The 12,769-nt window shown below is 61.6% G+C and carries 20 protein-coding genes and 1 tRNA gene; 7 read left to right on the forward strand and 14 right to left on the reverse strand.

Features of this window, described 5'->3' with window-relative positions:
• The first annotated feature begins 16 nt into the window (after positions 1-16).
• The 4 genes from A3CW_RS0128460 to A3CW_RS0128475 all read left to right on the forward strand — a co-directional run bounded on the left by A3CW_RS0128460 (position 17) and on the right by A3CW_RS0128475 (position 2,223).
• On the forward strand, positions 17-817 hold the full coding sequence (locus A3CW_RS0128460; protein WP_081771851.1) for a cytochrome c1: 801 nt from the start codon (positions 17-19) through the stop codon (positions 815-817).
• 114 nt (positions 818-931) lie between these two features.
• A complete protein-coding gene (locus A3CW_RS0128465) occupies positions 932-1,543 on the forward strand; it encodes a glutathione S-transferase N-terminal domain-containing protein (protein ID WP_027797364.1) in 612 nt (203 codons plus the stop codon).
• Positions 1,544-1,622: 79 nt separating this feature from the next.
• A complete protein-coding gene (locus A3CW_RS0128470) occupies positions 1,623-2,129 on the forward strand; it encodes a ClpXP protease specificity-enhancing factor (protein ID WP_028206589.1) in 507 nt (168 codons plus the stop codon).
• Between the two features lie 18 nt (positions 2,130-2,147).
• A tRNA-Thr gene (locus A3CW_RS0128475) sits at positions 2,148-2,223 on the forward strand.
• A gap of 76 nt (positions 2,224-2,299) precedes the next feature.
• Here the strand turns inward: A3CW_RS0128475 and A3CW_RS0128480 are convergent.
• From A3CW_RS0128480 to A3CW_RS53985, 12 genes are all read right to left on the reverse strand, one after another.
• Complete coding sequence (locus tag A3CW_RS0128480) at positions 2,300-3,328, reverse strand: tyrosine-type recombinase/integrase (RefSeq protein ID WP_028206590.1); 1,029 nt, start codon at positions 3,326-3,328, stop codon at positions 2,300-2,302.
• On the reverse strand, positions 3,328-3,609 hold the full coding sequence (locus A3CW_RS0128485) for a DUF4224 domain-containing protein (RefSeq protein WP_245623765.1): 282 nt from the start codon (positions 3,607-3,609) through the stop codon (positions 3,328-3,330). The genes A3CW_RS0128480 and A3CW_RS0128485 overlap by 1 nt, the downstream gene beginning before the upstream one ends.
• A gap of 86 nt (positions 3,610-3,695) precedes the next feature.
• Positions 3,696-4,091 carry a hypothetical protein gene (locus A3CW_RS52575; RefSeq protein ID WP_154678059.1) on the reverse strand — a complete coding sequence of 132 codons (396 nt, stop codon included), beginning with the start codon at positions 4,089-4,091 and terminating at the stop codon, positions 3,696-3,698.
• Positions 4,088-6,880, reverse strand: coding sequence for a toprim domain-containing protein (locus A3CW_RS0128490; protein WP_028206592.1), 2,793 nt, complete (start codon positions 6,878-6,880; stop codon positions 4,088-4,090). Before A3CW_RS0128490 ends, A3CW_RS52575 begins: the two co-directional genes overlap by 4 nt.
• 11 nt (positions 6,881-6,891) lie before the next feature.
• Entirely contained in the window at positions 6,892-7,146 is a 255-nt protein-coding gene (locus tag A3CW_RS0128495) for a hypothetical protein (protein ID WP_028206593.1), read from the reverse strand.
• Complete coding sequence (locus A3CW_RS0128500) at positions 7,143-7,511, reverse strand: hypothetical protein (RefSeq protein WP_028206594.1); 369 nt, start codon at positions 7,509-7,511, stop codon at positions 7,143-7,145. Before A3CW_RS0128500 ends, A3CW_RS0128495 begins: the two co-directional genes overlap by 4 nt.
• A 4-nt stretch (positions 7,512-7,515) precedes the next feature.
• Positions 7,516-7,710 (reverse strand): hypothetical protein, encoded by a 195-nt coding sequence (locus A3CW_RS0128505; RefSeq protein WP_028206595.1) that lies wholly within the window; start codon positions 7,708-7,710, stop codon positions 7,516-7,518.
• Positions 7,711-7,757: 47 nt separating this feature from the next.
• Positions 7,758-7,958 carry a hypothetical protein gene (locus A3CW_RS0128510; protein ID WP_028206596.1) on the reverse strand — a complete coding sequence of 67 codons (201 nt, stop codon included), beginning with the start codon at positions 7,956-7,958 and terminating at the stop codon, positions 7,758-7,760.
• Between the two features lie 4 nt (positions 7,959-7,962).
• A complete protein-coding gene (locus A3CW_RS0128515) occupies positions 7,963-8,175 on the reverse strand; it encodes a hypothetical protein (protein WP_028206597.1) in 213 nt (70 codons plus the stop codon).
• A gap of 85 nt (positions 8,176-8,260) precedes the next feature.
• A complete protein-coding gene (locus A3CW_RS0128520; RefSeq protein ID WP_028206598.1) occupies positions 8,261-8,509 on the reverse strand; it encodes an ogr/Delta-like zinc finger family protein in 249 nt (82 codons plus the stop codon).
• Entirely contained in the window at positions 8,497-8,793 is a 297-nt protein-coding gene (locus A3CW_RS47895) for a hypothetical protein (RefSeq protein ID WP_035514218.1), read from the reverse strand. Before A3CW_RS47895 ends, A3CW_RS0128520 begins: the two co-directional genes overlap by 13 nt.
• A gap of 3 nt (positions 8,794-8,796) precedes the next feature.
• A complete protein-coding gene (locus A3CW_RS53985; RefSeq protein WP_035514242.1) occupies positions 8,797-9,033 on the reverse strand; it encodes a hypothetical protein in 237 nt (78 codons plus the stop codon).
• A gap of 82 nt (positions 9,034-9,115) precedes the next feature.
• Between A3CW_RS53985 and A3CW_RS0128530 the strand changes: the two genes are divergently transcribed.
• The 3 genes from A3CW_RS0128530 (at position 9,116) to A3CW_RS0128540 (ending at position 11,261) form a co-directional block, all read left to right on the forward strand.
• Positions 9,116-9,553 (forward strand): XRE family transcriptional regulator, encoded by a 438-nt coding sequence (locus tag A3CW_RS0128530; RefSeq protein ID WP_028206599.1) that lies wholly within the window; start codon positions 9,116-9,118, stop codon positions 9,551-9,553.
• 48 nt (positions 9,554-9,601) lie between these two features.
• Entirely contained in the window at positions 9,602-10,321 is a 720-nt protein-coding gene (locus A3CW_RS0128535) for a hypothetical protein (RefSeq protein WP_028206600.1), read from the forward strand.
• A gap of 175 nt (positions 10,322-10,496) precedes the next feature.
• A complete protein-coding gene (locus tag A3CW_RS0128540; RefSeq protein ID WP_028206601.1) occupies positions 10,497-11,261 on the forward strand; it encodes a hypothetical protein in 765 nt (254 codons plus the stop codon).
• 48 nt (positions 11,262-11,309) lie between these two features.
• Here the strand turns inward: A3CW_RS0128540 and A3CW_RS0128545 are convergent, their stop codons facing one another.
• Complete coding sequence (locus tag A3CW_RS0128545) at positions 11,310-12,347, reverse strand: phage late control D family protein (RefSeq protein ID WP_028206602.1); 1,038 nt, start codon at positions 12,345-12,347, stop codon at positions 11,310-11,312.
• Entirely contained in the window at positions 12,344-12,769 is a 426-nt protein-coding gene (locus tag A3CW_RS0128550; protein ID WP_028206603.1) for a phage tail protein, read from the reverse strand. The genes A3CW_RS0128545 and A3CW_RS0128550 overlap by 4 nt, the downstream gene beginning before the upstream one ends.

Genomic DNA, 12,769 nt, shown 5'->3' on the forward strand with positions numbered 1-12,769 from the left:
GACGAGCGAGGAAGATATGACGAAACGTTCTCTTTTTTCGACGCTCGCGAAGGTGAGCATACGGGCTGCCGGCGTCCGGGCCGGCTTGGCCGCGCTGGCACTCTCATGTGCCTTTGGGGTTGGATCGGTGGCGGCGCAGGAAAACATTCCGCTCGACCGCGCTCCCGATAACGGCGAAAATCTTGCTTCGCTGCAACACGGCGCCAAATTGTTTGTAAACTATTGTCTGAATTGCCATAGTGCGAACTTGATGCGCTACAGCCGATTGCAGGTTCTCGGCATTCCGCAGAAGCAAATCGAAGATAATCTGTTGTTTACGACCGACAAGGTCGGCAACACGATGTCCATCGCGATGCGCCCGGACGACGCGAAGTCGTGGTTCGGCGTAGCGCCGCCGGACCTCTCCGTGGAAGCGCGGGCGAAAGGGCGCGACTGGCTATACACCTATCTGCGCAGCTTCTACCGCGACGACACGCGGCCGACCGGCTGGAACAATCTGGTGTTCGAAAACGTGAGCATGCCGCACGTGCTGTGGCAGTTGCAGGGCATCCGCACGGCGAAGTTCGAGGACACGACGGATGAGGAAACCGGGGAAAAAGTCCGTCGCTTTGCCGGGTTCCAGCAGGTCACGCCCGGAACGCTATCGCCGGTGGATTATGATGCCGACGTGGCCGACCTGGTGGCTTACCTCGGCTGGATGGCCGAACCCGAGCAGAAAACCCGCAGGCAGCTTGGCGTGTGGGTGCTCCTGTTCCTCGGCGTCTTGAGCTTTTTCGCGTGGCGATTGAACGCCGCGTACTGGAAAGATATCAAATAGGCACGTCCTGACCGACGTGGGGCCGGTGCGACGAGAAGCCGTCTGACGGTTCAGGGACCGTCAGACGGTTTTTTCGCCCGCTGGCCTTTTGGGTTTATTGAGGAAATGTAAATCATGATGGTTCTGTACTCCGGCACTACCTGCCCGTTCTCCCAGCGCTGCCGGCTGGTGTTGTTCGAAAAGGGCATGGACTTCGAAATCCGCGACGTCGACCTGTTCAATAAACCGGAAGACATCGCCGTGATGAATCCGTACGGTCAGGTGCCGATTCTGGTCGAGCGCGACCTGATTCTGTACGAGTCGAACATCATCAACGAGTACATCGACGAGCGCTTTCCGCATCCGCAGCTGATGCCGGCCGACCCGGTCCAGCGCGCCCGCGCGCGTCTGTTCCTGCTCAACTTCGAGAAGGAACTGTTCGTGCACGTGAGCACGCTCGAAAACGAGAAGGGCAAGGCCGCCGAGAAGAACCACGAGAAGGCGCGCCTCGCGATCCGCGACCGCCTCACGCAGCTCGCGCCGATCTTCCTGAAGAACAAGTACATGCTGGGCGAAGAGTTCTCGATGCTCGACGTCGCAATCGCGCCGCTGCTGTGGCGCCTCGACCACTACGGCATCGAGCTGTCGAAGAATGCCGCGCCGCTCATGAAGTATGCCGAGCGCATTTTCAGCCGTCCGGCGTACATCGAAGCGCTGACGCCGTCTGAAAAGGTTATGCGCCGTTAAGCAGTATCCTGGCGGTTGCAGGTAACAGAGGCGGCGTGCACAGCGTGGGTGTGGATGCCGCCTCGCGAAAGGATTGTTGATGCAAGAGATTTCCACCAAGCCGTATTTGCTGCGCGCGCTGTACGAGTGGTGCACCGACAACGGCTTTACGCCGCATATCGCGGTGCGGGTCGACAACCGCACGCGGGTGCCGCGCCAGTTCGTGCGTGACGGCGAGATTGTGCTGAACATCAGCTTCGAGGCGACGAGCCAGTTGCAGATGGGCAACGAGGCGATCGAGTTTCACGCGCGCTTCTCGGGCAAGTCGCACAAGATCGAGGTGCCGGTGTCGAACGTTCTCGCGATCTACGCGCGCGAGAACGGCCAGGGCATGGCGTTCCCGGTCGAGTCGCCGCCCGGCGACGCTGACGATGTGCTGTCCTCGGAGGACCACGAAGAAGCCGAAGCGCACGAGGCGCACGCAGTGCGCGACGAGCCTGCCGAGGAACCCGCTGCGCCGCTCGCGCCAGTTGCGACGCGCGCCGCCGACAAAGACGACGAAGGCGGCAACAAGGGCGGCAAGGGCCACCTCAAGATCGTGAAATGAAGTAGAATAGCGGGCTACGCCGGCTTAGCTCATCTGGTAGAGCAGTTGATTTGTAATCATCAGGTGGCGGGTTCGAGTCCTGCAGCCGGCACCATACACAGCAAGGGGTTACGCGATGTTTGCGTAGCCCCTTGCCGTTTCCAAAACACCCTCCGCGTTTCCAAAATTCATCAACGCGAGGGTTTTACGGGGCGCGTGCCGCGCACGTAGCGTGCTGTCATGCCGGGTCCGCTGTGGCCCGCCAAGCGCTGCCCCGCCTCTAGTCCCTCGTCGATCGTCTTGTGCGTCACGCCGCGCGCGCGAAGGTCGCGGAACTGAAATTTCGCCTTGTCGATGCCCGCCTTATCGCGGGCCTTATCAAACCGTGACCGCAACTGGCCCTTCGTTAGCGGATAGCCTTCTTCGTCACGCAACAGATATGGGGAGACGTCGATCTTCGAACCGCGCCAGGCGAGCAGGCGGTCGATCAGGTTCGCGAGTTCGCCGGTGATCTGGATCGTGACGAAGGCGCCCGTTTTGCGCGTCCGAAAGATGAGGTTGCCCTTCACGATGTTCGAGCGCTGTACGCCCAGGATGTCCGCCGGCCGTTGTGCGCACAGGTCGGCCAGGTCCATCGCATTGCGCAAGGGCTCGTCGGCCACGGCATGGACGGACGCATACAGCTCATCGTCAATCAGCACGTCCTGGCGACCGCTCTCTTTCTTCCCACGCACCCCGGCGCACGGGTTCGCGATCGTCATCATTCCCCAAAGCCGTGCGCAATTCAGGGCGAGCGAGAGGACTGCTTTGGTTCGATTCGCTGTGACGATGCCGCGCTTCTCCGCGGTGGCTCGCCAAATACTCGCCACGTCGGCCGGTTTCAGGGTGTCGAGCTCGCGGTCGCCGATGACGCCTGCCAGCCGGGAGAGGAACAGGTCGTACATGCGGCGCGTCGCGGTCGATTTTTGCGGTAGTTCCCTCAGCCGATACGCGCGGTCGAGCATGGCGAAGGTGTGCCGTGTGACTTCGGACGTCGGCACACGTTTGCCTTCCAGCTCAGCCCATCGTTGGAGCGCTACGACGCGATCTGCGCCAAGTGGTTCCAGAAAGCGACGTCCCTCGATTTCACCATGGTCGTAGTAATAGCGCAGAGCGCCGTTGGCGTTCTTGCGTGTGCGGAGGCGCGGGATTGCGCCTGGAGTTTGTGCCCGGCGTCCCATCACACTGCGCCAAGATTGAGCGGTGTGCTTACCGCGGCCCGGGGAGCACGTGCGAGCTTCGAATCGATGATGCCCATCCGTTTATCGTGGAAAGTGCGTGCGACCAACACGCGGCCGTGGACGTCGACCACATGCGGCCATCCCTGTTGCACGAGCCACAGGATCTGACGCATACGAATCGGTGTGCCGGTTAATTCGCGCAGTTCTTGGCGGCCGAGATACATGCCGCCGCAGCCGGAATATTGTTGCATGGTCATCTTCATCGCGAAAAGGAGGTCCACGCAGCGCAACTCGTGGATTGATGGTTTGCGCGGATATGAACCTTAACTAACTGATTCTTAAAGATTTGTTGTGCCACTAGTTGCCATCATTCAACCATGGCAACCCCCGAAAACTGATGGCCCAAAAAATAGGCAGCGTGCGCGACTGATGGCAAAACAGCCCCGACTCGTGGCACGAGGTATTGCCTGATTCCTTGCCCTTCCTCGTATTCTTTCTTCTTCTTTTTCAATGAATTAGAGAGAAGAAAGGAAGGGGCGTCGCCGGCCAGCGTCGAAAACAGACTCATGGCAAAAGCCACATGACTCGTGGCAAATCCGGGGTGACTCGTGGCGGCACTCGCTTCAAGAATCAAGGGCTTAAGCACGCACTGTCCAGAAATCCATGAGTTTTCTGCGCTGCCTGTCCACTCCCAGTGACGAAACTCGCCTCGTTCCACTGCCGGGTCGTTGCGCGGTCGTTGTGACGATGATTGAAGCTTCATGCGTGGCCACCCTGTAGGGCGTCGGTCGCCAGGTCCTCGCGTACCGAAACGTGCAGCCCGAACGCAGCGAGACGCCCGAGTGAAACCGGCGTGAGGTACGGGACGCGGCGGGTGTAGATACGCCGCTCGACTTCCTTCTCGCCGACGACGACACCCGCGTGCTTGAGCTGCGCCTTGAACACACGGTCGGACTTCACCGGCAGACCGTTCCACTTGTCGCGCAGCGCACTGGTGTGGGCAATGTGATCCATCACGTGGCCCGTGCGCAGCAGAAGGCAGAACTCGCCGTCGACCGTGTCGAAGGTAAAAGGGTGCTTGTAGTTGCCGCCGTCGATCTCGGACAGGACGGTTTCCATGATCCAGACCCACGGCTCGCGGTCGGCGCTCGTCTCGGCGATGTGGCCGTTCATCTCGGTCAGCAGGTCGCGCGGGAAATCGCCTTCGCTCGCGTCCATGCCGGCGAACTCGCACAGGTAGCGCCAGGCGAGTGCGACGGCCGCATAGTTGCCGGCCATGCGCTTGGCGCCGTCGTCCTGGCCGCTCGCCCGGCAGTTGGCGAGCGCCTTGCCGAGCAGCGCTGCGTATTGGTCGAGCACGGCGCGCTTGTCGAGGCCAGCGAGGAATTCGAGCCACTGCCGGAGCGGGAAGCGCGGCAGGTCGTCGGGCAACAGCGGGCCACGCTTGCCGGTGAGCGTGGTGCGCACGAGCTTGCCGAGCAGGCTGCGCACCGGCACATCCTCGCCGGCCAGCATCACGGGCGCGCACAACAGGTATTCCGTCATGTCGCTACCGCGGCGCGTCACCGTGTACTGGTAGTTCTCCTGCAGCAGCCCGACCGCCTTGTCGATCACGTCCTGCCGGCGGGCCGACAGCTCTTCCCATCCGACCGGGTGGCTAGTGTGGCTGATGCTGGTCAGCAGCCGGAATTCCGTCTGCAGCGACTGCCCCGAAAACATCGTGAACGCCAGCGAGCGCTCGAGGCGCTTGATGAGCGTGGACTTGCCCGCCCCCTTGTTCGCCTGAATTGTGATGTGCGGCCAGAAGCCGAGCAGGGCTTTCAGGTGGCCGCCGAGTGCCCAAACGAGCGGGATGGTGGCCGCGTTCTGTTTGAATGTCGCTTGGTACGCCGTGATGACGCGGCGCGCGTCGCCGATTGGCCCGCTCGGGAACGTCAGGTTGTGATACGGGCACTGCTTGTCGGCCTCGGTGAAGTAGCAGTCCGGGCCTTCGTTCACGATGAGGCGGCCGTCGCGCCATGCGAGCCCGACGAAGTTGGCGGCCTGCCGCGCGCCGAGATCGGCGCCGCGCTCAAGGATGTTCACCATGCGCTTGAACGGGGCCGGCGCCCAGATCGGGCCGAACTTGCCCCACTGGTCGACGTTGTGGAGCTGGTCGTCGAGCATCACGCGGCGGATGAGCTGTGCACCGTGTCGCGGGGCCTGCACCGATACCGCGAAATAGACGGTAGGTGCCTGGTCGGCATCGCCCGTCATAGTCGACGTTGCGCTCGCGACGGACACGCGGCTGATGGCGGCGATGCGGAAGCCGCACAGGTCAGTCGTTACCGGCGTCTCGACTCCCGATTCCTCGTTCCGGTCCATCTTCGTGATGTAGCTCGTGAAGTCGGGACGCACGCGAAAGCGCCAGTACTGCGCGAAGTCGTGCGACGGCAGGAAGATGCGCGGCCGGCCTCGGCGTGTCGCATCGCCGGGCATACCGGCGATGAGCCACGGCTCGATCTGTTCGAGTGCTCGCGCCAGTTCGGCGGCGCCGCGCAGTTGCAGATAGTCGTTCACGTCGTTGATGGGGCGACGTGTCTTTTCGCCGTCTGCGAGATCGGCAAGCCACTCGGCTTGGTCGACGAGCACAGCGCTGATGTTGAGCGCCGTGAGCCTTTCGTAGAGCGCCCATGCCGCTTCGGGGCCAGGGCGGTGGCCGGCGCGCGGGTGGCCGTCCGCGAACGGTTCGTCGTTGTCCAGGCAGACGACGACCTGTCTGCCACGCAGCGACGAGAAGTCGACGGCGTCGACGTTGGCGAGGCCGCGCAGCGCGAGCGACGCGACGCCAGGCATCGCGCAAGTGTCGATCGACAGCGCGTTGATCGCGCTTTCGACGACGACCACGCGCCGGGCCTTGCCAAGCCGGCGGGCGTCGGCGGTCCAGAAGTAGCCGGATTTGTCGCCCTGCGTCTGGGTTTTGACGCCGCCGTTCTGGGCGGGGTCGAGATAGCGCATGTCGACCGCGACGACACGGGCCTCGCCCGGCGCGCGCACGATGAACGCGGCGGCCGGCCCGCCGTGGCCGACCTCGCCCGCGGCGATCTTCGGGCTCGCCCACATGTTGAAGCCGATCGAGCGGGCGGCGATCGCCGCGTCGATCGCTTCGGCCGAGATGCCGCGACTGCCCAGATATTCGCGCACGCGGTCACGTTCGGCGAAACACCGGTCGGCGATGTATTCGACGGTCGATTTCTCGCGGCGCTCGCCCGATTCGGGACGGTCGGCCGGAATGCCGTAGGCGTCATGCAGGTAGCGCACAGCGTCGGCGACAGTGCTGCCGCGCGCATGCATCACGAGATCGATACAGGAGCCACCCGCATTGGCGCTGTGGTCGCGCCAGCCCGTTCCGTGCTTCGGGTGATTCACGTAGATCGACAGTGACGGGCTCCTGTCGTCGTGCAGCGGCGAATGGTAGAGCGCACGGTCGCCGCCACGGCCGCGCTTGAGGCCGAGGCGGTCTGCAAGGTCGTGCAGGTCAATTCGCTGTTTTAGTTCGTCAATTGTGGCCATCGTTACATGTGTTACAGAGGTTGCTGCTTGGATGTTTCAGCCGGGTTACCGCTTGTCGACGGGCCGAACACGAGGGCATGCAGGGCGCCGGCAGATGCGGGGAAAGCAAGGGCAAGCTGGTCGCTTAGCGCGGCGACAAACAGGCCGAGCGTGCATTGACGCTGGAGGCTGCCTGGCCGGTTGTCGAACCGAAGCGTTTCGGCGGCTGCCTTGATCGCGGCAAGCAATGCCGCGTCATCCGGCGTGGTGTGAGCGGCGGGTGTCATATGTATTTCCCCCCGAGTAATTCGAGGCGGTTGCGCTCGAACTGGCACGTGGCGAACTGAAAACCGGCACGTGCGATCATCGCCTCGTCGAGCATCTGCCGAAGGCGGTGGCGATGGCGCTCAAGGTTCGTCGTCGCCTGCGTGATCGCGCCGGCTCGCGTCGCACCCATGCCGCTCTGCATTCCCGAGGCGAGGTGAGTGACGACCCACTTCTCAGGGTGGCCGTCCGTAAGGTGGCGCTCGGCATGGATGCCGAACGTAGCGCCAGCGTTGTTCGGTATGACGACGTGCTCACCTGTGACGGTGCGCAGGCCTGCAGACGTAAGCAGTTCGTATCGAATGGCCTGTGTGCTTGTGGCGTTCATTGCTTCACCCCCGAGGCGGAACAGACCAAGCCAGCGTGGTAACCAGTGCGATGAGCGCACAGGCCGCGAGCGCCAGCGACCGCAGCGGCGCATTCCGCAACTTGAGCTGGCGAAGAATGCCCCCGGTGGTGAAAGCCATGCCGGCGAAAGAGAAGCCGAGCATCAGCAACACGCCGATGCTGAAAATGCAGGTTTTCATGATGAGATTGCTCCAGAGACGGTGCGCCGCCGGACAGCGCGGATAGATCAGTCGTCGTCGTTCGCTGCGAGTCGCTTCGCGTCGATTGAATTGCGCATGCGCATCTGCTCGCGGGCCAGCATTGCACGCGCGGCGGATTCGACGACAAGGCGGACGGCGCGGTTGCGCATGGACATTTCGAAGTCGCCGACCATGCGCAGGCGATGCCATGCCGCGCGCAGTTCGAACTCCGTGATGGGCGTGCGCATGCCATTAATGCAGGACGATCGGATTGAGTACGGGCATACCGGCGTCGGCATCCCATCGGCAGCCGAGCACGTATCCGAGACGGCGCGCGGTGCCGACAAAAACAAATGGGTCGACGTCGGCACTCCAAAGCGTCTGCAGGTAATCGCGACGCAGTTCCAGCGGAAGGCTTGCCGGATCGAACGGCATAACGATTGGCGTAGCGGCAAGTGTGGCCATGCGAATCTCCTTTCTTTGGGCAAAAAAAGTCCCTCGCGCCGCTAAGGCACGATGCGAGGGGAAACAGTGGAAGCTGGTTAGGGCGCTAGACGGGCAGCTCGAGTTGTTGCGCGAGGCGCTCGCGCACGTGCGGCGAGAGCGGCAAGTTCAGCGTCAAATTGGGTGTTGCCGATGGCGACAGCGTGCGGGCGAATTCCATGTTCACCACATAGGTGTGACCGCACTCGGGGCTGTTGCATTGGTACGTGACTTCGCGAAAGGTCAGTGACATTTCGCGGCTGCTGCGCGCGGTGGCCCGTGTGCGGCAGTGGGGGCAGCGGTTCAGGATTCGCATGACGACCTCCCTGGGCCGCATTCGCCATAGCCGCGACGGGCGCATTCACAGTGCACACCCACCTCGCCGAGCGTGGCGACGGCGTCGAGGTATTTGCGCGTAACGAGAACGAAGCCGACGGCAGCAACGAGCGTGTCAATCTTGTCGATGACAACGCCTTGCCCGCCGCTCAGGAAGCGGCTGACTTGCGAATCGTCCCAACCGAGTGCGGCTTGTACGTCTTGACGCTTCGGGCCGTGCAGCGCTTGGCGCAGCGACGGTTCAATGAGGGCAGGGCTCCGCATGGTTCAATGCCCTGCAATAGTATTTGAGTGCGCTTGCGCGTCCGAGCCGGTAACTTTGGCTTGGTATCGCTCAACGCCTTCGAGGTAGATGAGGCGCGCAACGCTAGAGGTTGATCTGTTAAGCGACGCGGAGAGTTCTTCGAGCTTGCGGCGCTCATCGGGCATGAGCCGCATGTAAACCGGCTTGCTCGACAGCACGCCTCGCGGGGAGCGAGTGATGGGGGGCTTTTTACGAAGCATGTCGTATACTTCCTGTCATTAACCTTGCACAACTGTAATGCTAGTACCCATTTGGGTACCTGTCAACAAATTTGGTGTCTAAATGGAATCTATTGGCGCGCGATTGCGGGAAGAGCGGCAACGGCTCCGGTTGAGCCAAGTCGAGCTGGCGACGCTGGGCGGCATTGGCAAGCAGGCGCAGCTCCGGTACGAGAAAGATGAGCGCGTGCCGGATGCCGCTTACCTCGCCTCGATTGAAACGGCCGGGGTCGACGTGCTCTATATCGTTACCGGGCGCCGCAACACGTCCGACCTTTCCGCCGATGAGTCTGATCTTGTGCGGCGATATCGCGATGCACCTGAGGCCGTTCGTGCTGCTGCGCTTGGTGCACTTGCTGCGGGCACGGTGCCGAGCAAATTCCAGCAGGATTTCAGGGGTGCGAACGTTGGCCAGCAAGTGAGCGGCGACGTAACCGGCGCCTTCACGATCAACATGGGTTCAAGCAAGGCGCGTAAGAAGCAAAACAGCGAAAGCGACTGAGCGGACCACGCAATACGGCAGGACCAGCCGTAGGAGAACAAGAAGTCGATGGTGCAGAAGTTCACCGGGGAGGTCGGGCAGGTGGCCGGCCGAGATGTGAAGTCCAGTAACGCACAAGCCAACGTAAATATCCATCTCCATAGCGGAGAGGAATCGAAGCGATACATTAGCGATCGACAGCGGCGCGCGATTGCGGCGAAGGTCTTCGAGCTCGAAGAGAGGACTGGCGTCGAAAAGCTCATTGTGTATCGGCGTCTGATGACTTGTTTCAAGTTCCAGAGCATGGACGAGTTGCCGCGAGACCTGTTTGAACGCGTAATGCGCTATCTCGACGGGTGGCTACGCAATGGAACAGCCGATCAGGCGGCGCCGCCGCCCGCGTTGTCGGAAGGCGGCGAGTCGATTCCAGCCGTCTCTTCGCCGATCGCTCCAGCACATCACCAACCCGGCTTCGCCGCTTCGGTGCCGGCCGCCGCGCACTCCCCATTCGCGCCTTTGCCGAAACATACGATGCAAATCCCGTGGCTTCCGATTTGCCTCGCCGTGATTGCGTCAATGGGCGTGTTTGCCGCAGTCGCCTGGGTGGTGCATCGCTCGAGCCATGAGACCCAGCCCCAGACGGTGACCCCGACGCCGCATTGCGAATATGCGGGCACTCGCTACACGATAGGCAGCATCGTTCGGCAGGAAGGTCTCAGGCAGCGTTGCGCGGCGACGGGGAACCACCCAGCCGAATGGCAGCCGCTTGCTTCAGGCGGACGGGATTAGAGACCGGTTGCGCTTTTCTTGAAAGATTGACATGGGGCACCGACCGCAGCTAGCCGGTGCCGTTGCCGATTTCTCCATAGTCAACTTCGCGTCCGGCTCAGATCGACCCGTAGGCGAGAGTCGTGATTCCTCGACGTGGGATAATGTGCGCCGTCAAACTAGCGGAGAGTGCGCAGTGCAATCCATCATCTTTTGTACGAGCTTCATCAAAAACGAGAAGGCATGGGACGAGCGTTATTTGCGGTGGCTGAACTACTACAACCGGTCGCCCGTCGCAGATGCAATGAAATTCATGATCGATGATGGATCACCCTTCACGCCCCCTAGTGCGACTATCAAAACCGTCTCTCATGCAGATCCGATTCAGTACGCGGCAGGCAGCAACGTTCTAGTTCGATTTCCGAACAATCTAGGCCGGCAAAGTGTGGCGGAGTATCCGGGTTGGTGGAGAAGCTTTTTCCATTCCATCGAAATCGCCCGTGCCGTTGGCGTGCAAAAAATCATCCACATCGAATCAGACGCCTACATTCTGAGCGAGAGATTGTTTGATTTCGTCAACGAGGTCGAGTCCGGTTGGCATGTGCTTTGGGCTCAACGCTACGGCATACCAGAAACGGCGATACAGGTCATTTGTCATGACCAGTTTGACGTCTTCACCAGCTTCAAGGCGCAGGCAGCGGAAACGCCCATTTCCGATATCGCGGAAAGAGTCCTGCCATTCTCCGCTATCGACAAAAGATTCAAGGGCGATCGATACAGCGAATTCAAGCGCAATCGGTGGCCGTTTTTCAAGTCGCGAAAATTCGACGCTATCCCGCTATTCCAGAGCCAATTCTTTTGGGAACCGATACCCGATGATGCCGACTTTGCAACGCAGATTGTCATGAGGCAGAAAATTGCGCCGTTCGAAGCGCGTCGGCAAGGCGGCGTCGGCGCTTGATGTAGTCAAGCGCCGACGCCTTCGATTGATGGCATCGGCGCAGTTTCATCACTTACCCGGCTTCCTGAAGTTCGAGCGGTGCCGGTCGCTCGTCGGATCGTCGCGCACTTCGAGGTCGAGTTCGCACGTATAGCCCGCGTCGCCCAGCTCGTGTCGCACCTTTTTCACGAGCCATGATTCGTTGTCTATGTCGGGCTTGAACCCGTTGAGATAGACGGGCACTTCCGGGTAAAGGTCGGGCAGGCCGAGCGCGAGCGTGTAACTCATGGTCGCCTGACTTCGCTGCGTGCGGTTGAGTTCAGCCGTTGCAGCGGCGCGCGCCTCGGCCTCGGTCGGGTATGTCTCGGGCAAAACCTTGATGCTGTGATTGTTCTCGCCGCCGACGACGACAGATTTGCGCTTCGCGCGCCCGGTCGCGTGATAGAACGCACGCACGCCGGCATAGTTCTCGCGCTCCGATACGTGGTAGCGGTGCCGGTCGCCTTCGCGGCGCGTCAGTTCGATCGACGTGAGCGCCTTGCCGCTCGCGCTCGTGCCGTGTCCGATCGGCATGAAAAGCAGGTGCGAATCCTTCACGTTCATCACGGCGTCGTAACGCTTCGCGACTCGCGTGAGAAACGACATATCAGACTCGTGAGTTTGATCGATGTGCGCGATCACGACTTTCGCGAGCGCATCGGCGACAGCCGCCTTGAGGTTGTGCGCGCCGGCAATCTTGCGCACGATCGCACCGATCGTCTCGCCGTGCCAGCTCTTTTCCTTTCGTTCGCTCATGGCGTTCGTCATCGAGGCCGATCGCGCTTGCAGGGTGATCGTGTCCGGTGCGCCGGCGTGTTCGACTTCGTTGATCGTGAAAGAGCCCTTGTCGACGAGGCCCGTGTCGGCCCATCCGATCGACACGCGCACTATTTCGCCGCGCTTCGGGATCGCGAGCTTGCCGTCTGAGTCGTCGAGCGTGAGCGTCAGCGTGTCGGCCTCTTCGCCGCGCGACTCGTCGATCGATAGGCTCACAAGGCGCGGCTCGATCTTGCTCGTCAGGTCTTTTCCGTCGAGCGTGATTTGATAGATCGGCGTCGGCTGTTTCATTTCGCCTCGTCCTTCGCCGGCTCGGTTTTCGTCTTTACGAGGCCATCGTCGACGCGCATGAGGCTCAACGTGAATTCGACGCGCCTCGGCGTGCCGTCCTTCTGGTGCAGCGATTGCCCTTCGTCGAGGCCTTCGATGATGAATGCGCCGTACACATTGCCGGCGCCGTCGACGAGCGCATAGGCGTCGCCGTCATCGCCCATGTTGCGTAGCTCGGTAAGCGACGACAGCTTGCCGATACCCTGGTCGGGGGCAAACCATCCCTGCATGGTGATCGCGTCGTCGCCTTGGCCGGTGTATTGCCGCGCATCGCGCCCGCCGACGCGCGAGGTGTTGCGATGCTTCCAGCTCGTTTTGCGTTGCAGCTCTTGATAGGCGAGGGTGGACAGGCTGAAAACGAACTGCCCGAGGGCCATCATCAT

The organism is Paraburkholderia nodosa DSM 21604 (assembly GCF_000519185.1).
Taxonomy (GTDB): domain Bacteria; phylum Pseudomonadota; class Gammaproteobacteria; order Burkholderiales; family Burkholderiaceae; genus Paraburkholderia; species Paraburkholderia nodosa.